Annotated in this window: 10 protein-coding genes, 1 tRNA gene and 1 pseudogene; 5 read left to right on the top strand and 7 right to left on the bottom strand. The window is 66.9% G+C overall.

Annotated elements, in window-relative coordinates:
- Positions 1–517 precede the first annotated feature (517 nt).
- Both BLU27_RS17930 and BLU27_RS17925 read right to left on the bottom strand, forming a co-directional pair.
- Positions 518–1,918 carry an NAD(P)/FAD-dependent oxidoreductase gene (locus tag BLU27_RS17930; RefSeq protein WP_092654821.1) on the bottom strand — a complete coding sequence of 467 codons (1,401 nt, stop codon included), beginning with the start codon at positions 1,916–1,918 and terminating at the stop codon, positions 518–520.
- A gap of 340 nt (positions 1,919–2,258) precedes the next feature.
- The gene (locus BLU27_RS17925; RefSeq protein ID WP_338417606.1) at positions 2,259–3,353 is read right to left on the bottom strand and encodes an FUSC family protein; all 1,095 of its coding nucleotides are present in this window, start codon (positions 3,351–3,353) and stop codon (positions 2,259–2,261) included.
- Between the two features lie 673 nt (positions 3,354–4,026).
- On the opposite strand from BLU27_RS17925, the gene BLU27_RS17920 reads away from it, so the two are divergent.
- The 4 genes from BLU27_RS17920 (at position 4,027) to BLU27_RS17905 (ending at position 8,951) form a co-directional block, all read left to right on the top strand.
- Positions 4,027–4,596 carry an NADPH-dependent FMN reductase gene (locus BLU27_RS17920; protein ID WP_092657847.1) on the top strand — a complete coding sequence of 190 codons (570 nt, stop codon included), beginning with the start codon at positions 4,027–4,029 and terminating at the stop codon, positions 4,594–4,596.
- A 251-nt stretch (positions 4,597–4,847) separates the two neighbouring features.
- Positions 4,848–5,792, top strand: a complete 945-nt coding sequence (locus tag BLU27_RS17915; protein WP_092654819.1) for an MFS transporter — start codon at positions 4,848–4,850, stop codon at positions 5,790–5,792.
- Between the two features lie 88 nt (positions 5,793–5,880).
- On the top strand, positions 5,881–6,840 hold the full coding sequence (locus BLU27_RS17910; protein WP_197681483.1) for a lactate/malate family dehydrogenase: 960 nt from the start codon (positions 5,881–5,883) through the stop codon (positions 6,838–6,840).
- Between the two features lie 269 nt (positions 6,841–7,109).
- The gene (locus tag BLU27_RS17905) at positions 7,110–8,951 is read left to right on the top strand and encodes an APC family permease (RefSeq protein WP_092654817.1); all 1,842 of its coding nucleotides are present in this window, start codon (positions 7,110–7,112) and stop codon (positions 8,949–8,951) included.
- Between the two features lie 39 nt (positions 8,952–8,990).
- On the opposite strand, the gene BLU27_RS17900 is transcribed toward BLU27_RS17905, so the two are convergent.
- The 4 genes and pseudogenes from BLU27_RS17900 to BLU27_RS17885 all read right to left on the bottom strand — a co-directional run.
- On the bottom strand, positions 8,991–10,127 hold the full coding sequence (locus BLU27_RS17900; protein WP_092654816.1) for an FUSC family protein: 1,137 nt from the start codon (positions 10,125–10,127) through the stop codon (positions 8,991–8,993).
- A complete protein-coding gene (locus BLU27_RS17895) occupies positions 10,124–11,521 on the bottom strand; it encodes a sugar porter family MFS transporter (protein ID WP_197681482.1) in 1,398 nt (465 codons plus the stop codon). The genes BLU27_RS17900 and BLU27_RS17895 overlap by 4 nt, the downstream gene beginning before the upstream one ends.
- 177 nt (positions 11,522–11,698) lie before the next feature.
- Positions 11,699–12,748, bottom strand: a complete 1,050-nt coding sequence (locus BLU27_RS17890; protein ID WP_092654814.1) for a glucose 1-dehydrogenase — start codon at positions 12,746–12,748, stop codon at positions 11,699–11,701.
- Between the two features lie 405 nt (positions 12,749–13,153).
- Positions 13,154–13,300: pseudogene (locus BLU27_RS17885) on the bottom strand (IS256 family transposase); the annotation flags it as partial.
- On the opposite strand from BLU27_RS17885, the gene BLU27_RS17880 reads away from it, so the two are divergent.
- Positions 13,290–13,745 carry an MFS transporter gene (locus BLU27_RS17880; RefSeq protein ID WP_197682013.1) on the top strand — a complete coding sequence of 152 codons (456 nt, stop codon included), beginning with the start codon at positions 13,290–13,292 and terminating at the stop codon, positions 13,743–13,745. The pseudogene BLU27_RS17885 and the gene BLU27_RS17880 sit on opposite strands and share 11 nt — an antisense overlap.
- Positions 13,746–13,944: 199 nt before the next feature.
- Here the strand turns inward: BLU27_RS17880 and BLU27_RS17875 are convergent.
- A tRNA-Ile gene (locus tag BLU27_RS17875) sits at positions 13,945–14,018 on the bottom strand.
- Positions 14,019–14,024 lie beyond the last annotated feature (6 nt).

The following is a 14,024-nucleotide window of genomic DNA, read 5'->3' as shown; positions in this document are numbered from 1 at the left end:
GCAGCTGACTCTTCCGGGTTGGACCAGGCATCGCTGGGTAACCGCGGTAGCTACGGGAGCGGACGGGACCAACTGCCTGACCGGACAGGGCATACGTGAAGTGGCAGACCGAGTCGAAGGCACGTTCGCCTGGCAACAGGCATGACTTCCATCGCATCCGGACATCGCGACGGTCCCAGCTGGACCGGGCAGGTGAACCCGCCTCCTGCCTTCGCGGCCTTCGCGGCCTTCGACGAGCCTGTCAGGAACCTCAGCGTCGGCAGCGCGGGAAAGGTAGGCGGGCTCCACCTGAAACTTGCGCTCGACGACGGCATCACCCGGATCCCGACGTCGGCACAGCAGCGGACCACTGTGCCTGCTCCATCCACTCGTCGATCGCGACCGGGCGTCGGTCGATGTTGTCAGGAAGGGTGTACGCCATGAGAACCTCCAGGTGGCTCGAAGCTGCCTTCGGAAGGGCCGGCACCAGACCAGAGAGGTACACCGTGGGTCTGCGGCATGGAGCACCAAGGACAGGTCATGTCCCCAGCGAGCGGCGACCAGCCTCCCTACGGTAGATCTCGGTACCTTCGGCTGCTGCGATCAGCGCATCTCCAGGGCGAATCTCCGACAGTTGTACGGCCTGGGGTGGTAGCGCGGCGTCGAGCAGCCAGTCGGCAGCGACCCGGAGCCGGTTGGACGTCGCCGGCAACGCGGTCAGGTGGTATCCGCGGGTGACGGTGGCCACCAGCCCGGACATGGAGACGTTCAGAGGACGCGCCACCGCGTCGCGACCACCAAGGTCGGCCACCAGCCCAAGGTCACGGTGGCGGTAGGGCCGCGCCTGCCCCACGCCCAAGCTCGCGGCGACGTTGCGAGCCAGAGCGGCACCCTGGCGTTGCGCGTGCTGAGCCGTCGGCGGAGTCACCGGCTGTTCGCCACCGGTGCGATCGCCGTGACCGTCCGGGAACTTCGTCAGATCAGGAACAGCGGCGGCGTCCCCGGCCGCCCACACGTACTCCACACCCGGCACCCGCAGTTGCTCGTCGACGACCAGCCGGCCCTTGGCCAGCGGCAGGCCGAGCGTAGCCACCAGAGGGTTCGCGGACACCCCGGCACCCCAGATCAAGGTGCGGGCGGGCACGGTGGTGCCGTCGGTCAAGGTGACTTCCCGGTCGGTTACCGACGAGACCGTAACCCCCAGCCGGACCTCGACCCCGCGGTGGCGCAGCACGCCCATCGCGACGTCACCGAGTTGCTTGCCCAGCTCGGGAAGCACCGTGTCGGCGATGTCGATGAGCAGCCAGCGTACGTCCCCTGGTCTGATCCGGGCCCACCGTGCGGCAATACTGTGCGTCCACCACCGAAGCTGTGCGACGACCTCGGTGCCGGTGTACCCGGCGCCCACCGCGACCACTGTCAGCCGCGCCTTGCGTTCGGCGTCCTCGGCAGAGTCGGGTGGCAGGGCGTCAGCGCGGTCGAGTTGTGTCAGGAGGTGGTCGCGCAGGTACAGCGCCTCAGTCAGTGTCTTCACCCCGTGCGCGTGCTCGGCCAGCCCGGGAATGTCGAACTGCCGTGTCACCGACCCCGGGGTGAGGACCAGCCGGTGCCATGGCACGGTCCGGTCAGCCGTCACCTGCATGGCGTCGTCGGCCACGTCGACGGTGACGGTACGCCCGGGGATGTCCATCGCGGTCACATGACCAAGCAGGTGGCGCGTACGCGGCAGGGCCTGGCGCAGCGAGACAGCGATGTGACGCGGCTCCAAGGCGCCGGTGGCGACCTCCGGCAGCAGCGGGGTGTAGAGGAAGTAGTCCGTCGGGCTGACCAGCACCAACTCTGCGGCCTCGGGCCGAAGCCGACGCTCCAGGTGACGCAGCGCGTGGAATCCGGCGAATCCCCCGCCCACGACCACCACCCGCGGTCGGGAATCGCCCATGCTCGGCCCTCCGGGCACTCGCTGGGGAAACAGACCCATCCAGGCTACCCGCCATGCCAGCGCACAGGTGCGCGATCGAATTGCCCGCTATGCCGATACCAGTGCAAATTCCGTCCGGTCGACCCGAGCGTGACCGGACCCTCATCCTGTAGATGGTGCCCACGCTGGCGATACGGGCTCGGCACAGCTTCAGAGTTACTGTGCCGCCAATAGCTGCCCCGGTGATTAGCACCGCGTCACCGATCACCTCCGGAGGCAGAGGAACCAACTCCTACCTGACGTGGAAGCGCGCCACCCCCAACCCCTGACGATCAGCCTCGTCGACGACTCCACTTCTCGGTCACTCGTCAGGACCGGAGTTGGCGGCCTGAGGGATCCGTTTCCGGACGACGCCGACCATCGCCGCCCAGTGGCGAGCGAGCAGCCGCCGAAGCCGACCCGATCGGGCATGCTGTGTCACCGCACGGTTGTGCTCGGGAGGCCGACTGCCTACCTGGAGTTCCGCCATGAGCCGATCGACCGCGGCCAGCAGGCTCCCTGCCAGTTCCCAGCTGCGCCGGTCTTGCCGTACCCGTGACAGCAGAAGCTGGGCTGCCCTGTCGCGGAACGTACGAGCGTCGCTCAGCGCGCGATCCAGATCTTCCCGCTGTGTCCGCACGGCCGGAGCGATTTCTGTGGTGACGATCTGACCGAAGGCGTCGACTGCATCACCCAGCTGGGCCAGGAGGCCCTCCAGCGACGGTGTCAGTTGCTCGTCAGAGAGACGAACTCGGCGGCCGGTGTCGACGGTGAGTTCAAGCAGGGTCCGGCACAGCGCCCGGGTAGCCACCGCACAGTGTTCCAGGGTTTCCATTCGGCTGCGAAGGGTCAGCCGGGCATGCAGCAGTTGACGGCCACGCGGATTCATGCGCAGGCTGTCTTCGGCTTTGACAAGTGCGGCGTCCACCGCCACGAGTTCCTGGTCGATCTGGCGGGCCTCCGACAGCCAGAAGCCGGCCTGCGCGGCTCCCGCCCCCTCGTGGATCTCACGCCCAATGCGTCGCAGCAGCCCACTGAGCAGATCAGCAAGCTTGTCGACGGCCTCGCCGGCCGGCTGGACGTAGACCGGAGGGGGCAACAGCAGGTTGAACAGCACTCCCACGCCGGCTCCGATCAGGGTCTCGAACGCCCGGCCCTGTGCTGTGGCCGTCGGATTGGCAACCCCCACCACGAGCATGCCGCTGATGGCGACCTCCTGTATGGCAGAGCCCAATCGCAGCAGCCATCCCAACGTCAGGGACGCGAAGATCAAGATTGCCAGACTCCACCAGGTCAGGCCCACCAGGCGCGCGAAGCCTACGGCCACGAGTACGCCCACAACCACACTGGCCACCCGCTGCACACCGCTGGTGAGAGTGGCATACAGCGTGACCTGAACCACCAGCAGCGCCGTCAGACGGCGCCAGCAGCGGCTGCGGATTGCTCGTCACCTGCTGCGCCACCAAATAGGCGATGACGGCCGCAGCCGTGGCCCGAACCGCCTGTCGCCCAAAGGCCTCACGACTGCGCCGGACCAGCCGGACAACAGACTCCGGCGCCGGACTCTGTTTCAGCCGCCGCCCCGCCTCACCGAAGCCGTGCCACCATCGGAGGCTTGTCACCGATACATGCCCGCCCGGCGCGGACAGTCCTGGGGTCGGCCCGACGCCGACGGCGTACCCATCATGTCCGACCAAATGCTGTCAGCGCTGGCCTCTCGATTCACACCTGGGGCAATATGCATCTTCACCCCCAGCCAGACCAGCGAACCCGGCCACGCCCGTGACTGGTCTCTTCCCTTCAGACGTTGACGATCCTCCCAGCCAGGACGCACACGCAATCGTTCCGGATCCGGCAAACTCAAGGAAGTCCCGGCACTCACCACCGGATTGTTCCCGGCACGCAGTGGGCCGGCACCGGTTGGGTATGTCCCAGGTGGCTCAGTCGGGACATCCGGGTGAACCACTCACCGAGGTGCGCCCCTCATCCAGCCCGCCCTCGATGCCGGGAGCAGGAACTGGTCGTGGTCCGCCATGGCCCGGCGCGTCGCCTGGAGCAGCCGGCTCTCTCATCACCAGAAGGAGATCGGCGTGAGAACGTACAAGATCGGGTACTTCATCGGCAGCCGTTCGTCCGCCTCTATCAACAGGATCCTCAGCAAGGCGCTGATTCGGCTGGCCCCGCACGACCTCGAGTTCACCGAGATCCCCATCGGAAACCTGCCGCTCTACAGCCCCGACTTCGACGGCGACTACCCGCCCGAACCGAGGGCGCTCAAGGACGCCATCACCGCCTCCAACGCCATCCTGTTCGTGACACCCGAGTACAACCGGTCCATCCCCGGGCCGCTGAAGAGTGCCATCGACTGGGCCTCGCGCCCCTACGGACAGAACTCGTTCGACCACATGCCCGCGGCCGTCATCGGCGCCTCGCCAGGGCAAATCGGAACCGCGCTGGCACAACAGAGCCTGCGCGCGGTCCTCGGCTACTGCAACTCCCGGCAGATGACCGCACCAGAGGCCTACATCACCTTCCACCCGGACGTGTTCACCGCCGACGGAGACGTGTCCGACGAATCCACGGCCACCTTCCTCACCGACTACATGCGAGACTTCCGCGTCCACATCGAACGCGTGCTAACCGTGATCCCCCGCCCCTGAACACGCCTGGTCAGCCAGCCGACCACCGCCGGGTCAATTCTGGCGACGGTGACGGTTGCCGCCACGGACCCCGGGAACGCCACAGGCTAACCGCGAAGGACGCCGGCGGTCCGCCATGGCCAATGTCCGCATCGAGCCGATCCGGATTCGGAGTTCGGGCATATCGTGTCCCGGGCCAGGGAACCCTCGTGTCGTCGAGAGCGACCGGGGTTGACTGCCTGCCGCGCATCCCGTCGTAGGCGTTCGCGCACATGATCGTGGCCGGTCAGCTCATCGCCTACATCGTCAACGCCGTCTTGATCCACGTCGTGGCGGGCACCACGTCGTGGCGATGGATGCTGGGGGTGGCCTTCATCCCCGCGGTGATGTTGTGGGTGGGCATGCTGTTCGTCCCCGAAACACCACGCTGGTACGCCATCCACGGACGCTGCAGCGACGCCGAGGCCGCCTTGCGTCGCGCCCGCGAACCGCAGCAGGTCCCCCAGGTCCTCCACCGCATCGAGGAGATGGCGCGGCGCCCGCACTCACACGAAGGCCGCAGCGGCTGGGTCTACCTGCGGGCACGCTGGGTCCGCGTGCTGCTCATCATCGGCGTCGGCATCGGCGTCTGCCAGCAGATCACCGGCATCAACACGGTCATCTACTACGCCCCCACCATCCTGGAGTCGACCGGGCTCGCCGCCAGAGCTTCGATCACCGCGTCCATCGCCATCGGCGTCGTCGGAGTCCTCGCCGTCACCTTGGGCATGTGGCTGGTCGGGCGAGTCAACCGCAGGCCCATGCTTATCGTCGGCCTCTGCGGAACCACAACGTCGCTGCTGACGCTGGCCCTGTGCTTCCTTCTACCCTCAGCGACCTGGCGCAGCTACCTGCTGCTGGGCATCATGCTCGTATTCGTGGCCTTCCAGCAGTCATCGATCTCAGTAGTGACGTGGCTGGTGATGTCGGAGCTGTTCCCACTGAAGATTCGCGGTTTCGCGATGGGCGTCGCCGTGTTCGTACTGTGGATGGTGAACTTTGCCATCTCCATCTCCTTCCCTGTGATCACCACCTCGGTGGGACCGACCTGGACATTCCTGATCTTCGTCGCGCTGGGCGTACTCGCCATCGCCTTCGTCTCGACGACGATGCCCGAAACCAGGGGCAGGTCGCTGGAGGAACTGGAAGACGGGTTCCGCGCCAGGTACTCCTCGTAAGAATTGTCAAACGTGTGAGTGATTGTGCCTGGTAGGGGCACGGGTGCGGTGAGAGTGCCGGAGCAGAGTCCAGCGCCGCGGGACGGAGATGAGCGTGAAGGTTGGTGTGGTTGGTGTCGGGGCGGTGGGGTCCGCAACGGTGCTGTGCTTGATCGAGCGTGGAGGGGCGTGTCGCGAGGTCGTGTTGGTCGACCGCGACAGCGCGCGGGCGGAGGGCGTGGCAGCAGACATGCGTTATGCGACGCCGTTGTCCCCGACCGTGGAGGTGCATGCCGGCGGATTCGAGGATCTGGCCGGTGCCGACCTGGTGATCGTGACTGCCGGGGTGAACGAGAAGAGTGGAGGGGCGACTGACCGCAACGACAGCCAGGGGCGGCTTCGGCTGGTCGAGACCAACGCGAGGGTCTACGCGGACGTCGTACCAAAGGTGGTTGAGTCCGCACCCGATGCGGTGCTCATGGTGGTCACCGACCCGCCGGATCCGCTGGCCGACCTGGCGCGGGAGCTGGGTGGTGGCGACAGGGTGTTCTCCACCGGGACGCTCATCGACAGCCTGCGTTTCCGAGTGCACCTGGCGGACCGGTTGCGCGTCCGGCCTCGGGACGTTCAGGCCGTGGTGGTCGGCGAGCACGGCACGTCGGAGGTGTTGTTGTGGTCGTCGGCGTCCGTGGGCGGGATCCCGGTTCTGGATCTGATCGCAGAGTCAGGTACGCCGGTCGAGCAGGTCCGGCGCGATGTGGAGAACGACATCCGGTATGCCAACATCACGATCATCGAAGGAACGGGGGCCAGCCAGTACGGCATCGGTGCGGTGTCGGCGCGACTGGCCGAGGCGGTGCTACGGGACGAGCGTGCGGTCCTGCCCGTGGCGGCTCACCACCCGGGGTACGGGGTGACTCTCTCGTTGTCCTGCGTGCTCGGTGCCGGAGGGGTACTGCAGATGCACGAACCTTCCATGACGCCCCAGGAACGTGCCGCACTCGACAGCAGTGCATCCAGGCTGCGCGAGGCAGTCGAGCGCGCCAGGTCGGCGGTCGGATTGGCCTAACCAGCATGGCGGGCGCACTGGCACGTCCGCCGGTTCGAGGAGATCGTCGGTGTGCTCGACATCGTCCCGCAGGCCCGCCAGACGAGTCGATTGCCGGCTTACTCACGGCCTGATGCCGTGCGGGCACGTTTCTGCCGACCTTCCGCCGACGTCTCATTGTTTGACATATTGCATTAGTCCGACCACGTACCACCCACCTCCAACCCTCAGGCCGCCCGCCCGACCGCGGGCTGTCCCCTGGGACAGGCCGAAGCTGGCATCGTTGGGGGATGGGGTCGGTGTGGCGATTTCTCGTCGGGCGCCCGTTGAGGGCCCGGGAGGTCGCCAAGGAGCAGATCACCCCGGTCGAGGGGCTTCCTGTCCTGTCCCTCGACGCCCTGACATCGGTCGCGTACGGGCCAGAGGCGATCATCGGCATCCTCGCCCTGGCCGGGGCCGGGGCGTTGTCGTTGCTGCTGCCGATCACCGGGGCGATCGTGGCGCTGCTGGCGATCCTGGTCTTCTCCTACCGACAGGTCATCGACGCCTACCCCGGAGGCGGTGGTACCTACGCCGTCTGCCGGGCGAACTTCGGCCGGACCGTCCGCCTGCTCGCAGCCGCGGCGCTGGTCGTGGACTACACGCTCACCGTCGCGGTGTCCATCGCCGCTGGCGTTGGCGCCCTTGTCTCGGCGTTCCCCGGACTCAGGCCGGCCACCGTTCCGCTCTGCCTTGGTTTTCTCGCGGTGATCACTGTCCTCAATCTCCGCGGGCTGGGCGACACCGCTCGGGCGTTCCTGCTTCCCACGATGGTGTTCATCGTCGGAATGCTGGCGATCATCGGGATCGGCCTCGTCCACCCGCTGGCTGTTGGTTCGCCGCAGCCGGGTCGTCCCCTGCTGGTCGAGCACGGAATCGAGACGGTGAGTGTGCTCCTTGTGCTCCGCGCGTTCTCGGCTGGTTGCAGCGCGCTGACCGGCGTGGAGGCGATCGCGAACGGTGTACCGATGTTCAGGCAGCCGCGGGTCGTCCGAGCAAAGCGGACCGAGCTTCTGCTGGGCGCAATCCTCGGTACGATGCTGCTCGGCCTGGCGATCCTGGCCGCCCGGTGGCATGTGGGTCCCCGAACCGGCCAGACCGTCCTCAGTCAGATCATCGCCATCTCTGTCGGGCGGGACTGGGCCTACTACGTGATGTCGCTGACGATCACGCTCGTCCTCGCGCTCGCGGCCAACACCTCGTTCGGCGGATTGCCGGTGCTCGCCAGCTTGGTCGCCAGGGACAATTACCTGCCTCACCTGTTCTCGCTCCGAGACGATCGGCAGGTGTACGGCTTCGGTATCTGGGCGCTGGCGGTCCTGTCCGGTGCGCTCCTCCTCGCCGTAGGCGGCAACACGCTCGCGTTGATTCCACTGTTCGCCATCGGCGTTTTCACAGGCTTCACGCTCTCCCAGGCGGGTTTGGTACGCCACTGGGTCCGGAGCAGACCGCCGCGCTGGCGGCATCGCGCGATCATCAACGGCTTCGGTGCGGTGGTCACCGCCGTTTGCACCGTGGTGTTCCTGGTCACCAAGTTCACCGCGGGGGCTTGGGTGGTCGTGTTGGCCGTCCCTGCATTGATGTACACGTTCGTGCGGATCCACCGCTACTACGAGCACGCCGGCCGGGCACTCGGCCTCGGCGTGGTGCCCGGAAAGCTACCGGCTCGCAACACCCTTGTCGTGGTGCCGGTGGCGGGAGTCTCCCGGCTGACCGAACGGGCAATCGCACAGGCCCTGTCGATCAGCCATGACGTCGTGGCCGTCCACGTGGTCGTCGAAAGCACCGACAACGTCGAGGAGGACCGCGACCTGCAGGCGAGGTGGGCTCGATGGGACCCCGGCGTACCTCTGAGAATCGTCCACACCGAGTTCGCGTCGATCGCGGGCCCCGTCGTGGGACTCGTCGACGAACTACGTGGACGGCAGGACCGGCAGGTCATGGTGCTGATACCGGTCGTGCGGCCCGATCACAGGTACGCGGATTTCCTGCACGACCACCGGGATCGGGTGCTCACCAAGGCTCTGCGTGCGCGCCCGGACGTGATCGTCGCCACGGTTCCCATGTCGCTGCACCTCGACGACTCTCCGTGAGACGAAACCGGTACTCCGCGGTCGCCCGGGCGCGGGTCGTCAGTCACCGTCACGCCGTGCTCGCTGCCGGCGGCGCCTGAAGTGCAGCCGCGACACGTGTGGTGGCGTTCTGACCTGCAGGTCCTCGTCGTGTTTGCGCACCGCAGCTGCGGCGTGCTCCGGGTCGACGCCGGCAAAGATCACGATGTCGGTGGCGAACGCTGCTGCGACCTCCCACACGCCCGTATCGCCGTCGGGCTGATGGCTGCCCAGCGCCCGGGCGACAGCGAGCGCCCGGTCGGCGGCGTGCTGGCGGGCGAGGCGGTCACCGAGGTCGGTAGCGAGCGCCGCGAGGACACCGGCCAGCTCGCGCATCACTGGTCCAAGCCGTCGGCGCTGGTCGCAGCTGGTGATGCCGGCCATGCGGGTGAGGGTCAGGCAGTCAGCGCCGAGAACATCGAGCCGGCCGGCGTTCTCGCATTCGCGGATCACTGGGCCCGTGCTTCCCCACCGCGTCGTAGAGCGGCGAGCGACCCGACGGCTGTTCTCGCGTATGCGGGCGAGATCTGCGAGCCGGTCGAGGACCTGGCGGGAGCGGTCCATCGGGGAGCCGGCGAGGACCTCGCCGCCGGACTCCAGCCAGCGGGCGCTGAGTCCGAGCTCGGCGGCCATGTCCTTGAGCGCACCTGCCTCGGCACGGCGCAGCAGCCCAACCGGCTCGGTCGGGAACAGCAGCTGGCTGATGACCAGCGCGACGCCGGCGCCGATCAGCGCGTCGGTCAGCCGCTGGAAGCCCACCTCGCCGTTCGCTATAGCGACTGTGAGGATCGCGCCCGCTGCCGCCTGCGCTATCACCAGACGCTGCCCGCCGAGCACGACAGCCAGCAGCATCGCAACCAGCACCGCCACGGCCAGTGCCAGGTAGCCCCCGCCCAGCACGGCCATCGTCAACTCGGCCACGACAATTCCCGCCACGACACCGAGCAGCAGCCGCACCGCATTGGACCCGCGTTCGCCGCCCGAGGCGTTGAGGGCGACGACGGCCGCGATCGGCGCGAAGAACGGCTGCCGATGCTCGACGACGTTCCTGGCGATCACCCACGCCGCGATGGCCGCTGCGGCCTGCTGGAGCACCGGCCACGCGCTGTCGCGCAGCCGCCGCAGCGCGGCATCGCCAAGCGCACGAGCCGGAATCACTGGCTGGTCCTGGACACCGGCCGGCGCCCCGCTCGTGCCTGCAACTCCGCATCGATCTCGGCGAAGTCACGGTTACGTGTCTCGGGGACGTAGCGGAGGACAAACATCAGGCCCAGCAGGCAGACGACCGCGAAGACCCAGAACGTTTCGCCTTGGCCGATCAACCCGACGACCGGAAGGAAGAAGAGGCTGACCACAAAGTTCGACGTCCAGTTCACCGCCGTCGAGGCGCTGGACCCGGCAGCGTGCGCGTTGGCAGGGAAGATCTCGCCGATCAGCACCCAGAACACCGGCCCCAGACCTGCCGCGAAAGCGGCGATGTAGAGAACCATGAACACCACCGGCAGCACCGATCCCAGCCCAGCGACGAACGTCAGGCCCAGCAGCGCGAGCATGACCATCATGACCGCGAGCGAGAACAACAGCAGCGGGCGCCGGCCCAGCCGATCAACCAGCCGAATGGCGACGATCGTCATGATGAGGTTGATGGCCCCGATCGCCACGGAGTAGAAGATCGAGTTGGACGCTGACAGTCCCGTCTCCTGGATGATCGTCGGCGCGTAGTAGATGATCGTGTTGATGCCGCCGAACTGTTGCAGGGCGGCGAGGGTGAGCCCCACGGCCAGCGCCGGGCGGACCCGCGCAGAGAGCAGCACCGACCGCCCCCGCTGCGAGTCATCTTCCTGCTGCAGGGAGCGCCGCGTGGATTCGAAGCGTTCGACGACCTCATCGGCCCTGGACTCGCCAGCGACCGACGCGATCATGGCGCGGGCGCGGTCGCCCTGACCGTGCGCGAGCTGCCACGCGGGAGACTCGGGGAGCCGCAGCGAGCCGATTGCCAGAACAAGCGCGGGTATCCCGCCGGCGGCAAACATCGCCCGCCAGTTGCCGCTGCTACTGAATGCGAGGTTTACGCCGTAGGCGACAAGGATCCCGGCTGTGAGCAGCAGTTGATTGACCGTGAGCACGCGCCCGCGGATCGACGCAGGTGAGATCTCCGACAGGTAAACCGGAACGGTGGCCGACGCGGCACCCACTGCCAGGCCGAGCACAAACCTTCCCACCAACATCATCGCGTAGCCCTGCGCGGTCACCAGAACAACGGTCCCGACCAGGAACACAACGCCCTCCAGCCCCAGGGTCATCCTGCGTCCCCAGCGATCCGACACCCGGCTGACTCCCAGTGCGCCTGCTATCGCGCCCAACAGCAGAACGCTGACCACGCTGCCCTGCTGGAATCGATCCAGGTGGAAGTCCTGCTTGAAGAACAGCAGCGCACCAGAGACGACACCGGTGTCATAACCAAACAGAAAACCACCAACCGCGATGAGACCCGCCCAGCGCCAGATCTTGCGCCGCCCCTCCCGAGCAGCATCGCTCAGGGGTCCGTCCACACCAGGAGACCTGGAGAAACCCTGCATGACAGCCTCCGTCGTGGAATTGCGCCTCCGCGCGGATCCGGATGACCTACCCAAGCCGACTGCACAGCACGCTCGATTCGAGGCGCACTGCCGCGGCGACGCACGGAAGCGCCTTCCTGCTCGAGAAACCCCTATCGGCAGAGTCGACAATCAGGCTTGAAGATCGACGACGACCTTGATGTCGTCGCCTTTCTTGTGCAGACCTTCGACGAAGCCGCTCATCGGGACTGTTTTGGTGATCATCCGTCGTAGCCACCTCAGGTCAGCCTTGGCGAGAGCATGAGCCGCCTGCTCGAAGTTGCGCCGGGCCGCGTTGACCGAGCCGAATACCACAGTGTTCTCCATCACCATCGCCTTGTTGACGGCATCTGTGTCAACCTGGACCGTCCGCCTGCCGGACGTGATCCCCGTCAGGCAGATGACAGCATCGGGCGCGACCACCTGCGTCAGCTCCACGACCAGTGGTCCGTATCCCGTGCACTCGATGACCACGTCAGGCGCCACCCCGGTGTCTCGAACGTCGCCGATGTGGAAAGTGCCTCCCAGATCAGCGACCAGATCTGCCTTCGGCCCGGTTTCGTTGAGATCCAAGACATGCATTTCCAGGCCACGTTGCACCCCCAACAGAGCGGCGAATAGCCCGACCGGCCCAGCGCCCGTCACCAACGCCACCTTGGGGCGCCAGGACGCACGCCCGAAGATCCGTTCGGTCTGCTCCCAGGCCTTGGCCAGCACCGACGCCGGCTCCAACAGCACCCCGCAGTCCCCGAGCTCAGGATCGAGCTTGATCGCGTACTCCGGCTCGGTCCGCCACCGTTGCGATCCAAATCCGTCCAACTCCTTGATCCCTCGCTCGGTATATCGACCGTTGCGGCAGAAATCCGGCTCTCCATTCGCACACGGACTGCAGGGGACCGGGTCGGGGCGCCGCACCATGCCCACGACCAGGTCTCCGGACGCGAAACCGCTGTCGGCGGGCGCATCAAGCACCACGCCGAGGGACTCATGCCCGATCAGCAGCCGGTCTTGACCGGGAGGTGGCGAACCACGCCCCTGTTCTTCCACGATTTCGACATCGGTGCCGCAGATTCCAAGCATCCTCCCCTCCACCAGCAACGTGCCGGCCACTGGCGTGGGCTCTTCGACATCGCTGACTTGCACCTGGTCGGGGCTGCCAGGCACCACCGTAATCGCCTTCATACCAGAGCCCCCTGTCGTCGCTTGGGCCAATACTCTGGATTGATTGATCCCAACTTTGCTTGAATCCGACCCGATGACCCATAAGTGGATCTTGACCTCATTCAGTGGGTGGCACTTCTTCCGCTGTCGTGCCCTCGCTTCCTCAACCGATACGAGACGCACTCTTTTCATACGTAAGCGCCAGCGGCCCACTTCGGAACCGGCAACGGTCACCTGGATCGGCGGTCCTTTGACCGGGACTGTTCTGGCTCCTCTGTCTTTGACCCACTGAAGCATTTCGCGGCTTGCCACTCTGGTCCGCCCAGACCAGAGCCATGGCGGCACGAAGGAACTACGGCGACGTCTCAACCAGTCACTCGGATCGTTCAGGGTCTGTCTCGCTCACGGTGTTTCCGGCGTTGTTGGTTAGTAGGTCTCGGCGGCCGGGAACCGGTCGCTGAAGGTGATGGCGAAGGCGTTGAGAGCTGGTTTCCACCGCATGGCCCACCGTGCTCGGCCTCGGCCGGTGGGGTCCAGCGCCCTGGTCGCCAGGTACAGGCACTTGAACTCTGCCCACGCGTTCTCCCACAGCCTGGTGATGGCCGAGCTCACGCTGCGGGTCCGGACGCGGATCGCCGACCCCCTGCTCCTGGCCGGCAGCGCCGTCGTGGTCGGCGGCGGGTTCGCCCTGTTCGCGGCGGCCCGGTCGGAGCTGGCCGAGCTGTTCGCGGCGATGGCTGTGCTCGGCTTCGGCGTCGGCGGCTTCTCGGCCGCGATGCCCGGCGTCATCCTGGCCGTCACCCCCAAGAGCGAGACGTCGAGCGCCATGAGCTTCAACTACGTCGTCCGCAGCGTCGGGTACTCCCTGGGCAGCGCCATCGGCGGCCTGATCCTCGCCGCGGGCACCGGCCCCGGCCACCTCTTCCCGACGACAGAAGATCCGACCATCTTGGTTTCGCTGGTGCGGCTGCTGGTGTGGCGGGGTTCGTGGGTGCTCGTGCTGGTCGTGGGCGGCTGACTCCGATCGACGATCGTTTGTCTTTCCCCGGACCTGTCGGTGCCTGGGAGCGCCCGGTGAGGCGCTACGCCTCGCCGTCGGGGTAACTTCAGGAGAGCCTGCGCCAACACGTGCTCATCACTGTCTTGTCCGCCGGTTCGGTCGATGCGCGGTGCCGTCCCCTGCGCTCATCGGCTGAATCTTCGCAGGTCAACCGGGGTAGGGCGGGCGGGACTCGAACCCGCGACCCAGGGATTATGAGTCCCCTGCTCTAACCGGCTGAGCTACCGCCCCGTGCCG

The sequence above is a fragment of the Actinopolymorpha singaporensis genome (assembly GCF_900104745.1).
GTDB classification, from domain to species: Bacteria; Actinomycetota; Actinomycetes; order Propionibacteriales; family Actinopolymorphaceae; genus Actinopolymorpha; species Actinopolymorpha singaporensis.
The sequence above is the reverse complement of the archived record's forward strand: the minus strand, read 5'-3'. Positions and strand labels throughout refer to the sequence as shown.

Excerpts from the sequence above, each read along its gene's own strand:
- BLU27_RS17910 (WP_197681483.1), top strand. The coding sequence starts at position 5,881 with ATGAGCGTGAAGGTTGGTGTGGTTGGTGTCGGGGCGGTGGGGTCCGCA.
- BLU27_RS17890 (WP_092654814.1), bottom strand. The coding sequence starts at position 12,748 with ATGAAGGCGATTACGGTGGTGCCTGGCAGCCCCGACCAGGTGCAAGTC.
- BLU27_RS17930 (WP_092654821.1), bottom strand. The coding sequence starts at position 1,918 with ATGGGCGATTCCCGACCGCGGGTGGTGGTCGTGGGCGGGGGATTCGCC.
- BLU27_RS17915 (WP_092654819.1), top strand. The coding sequence starts at position 4,848 with ATGATCGTGGCCGGTCAGCTCATCGCCTACATCGTCAACGCCGTCTTG.
- BLU27_RS17905 (WP_092654817.1), top strand. The coding sequence starts at position 7,110 with ATGGGGTCGGTGTGGCGATTTCTCGTCGGGCGCCCGTTGAGGGCCCGG.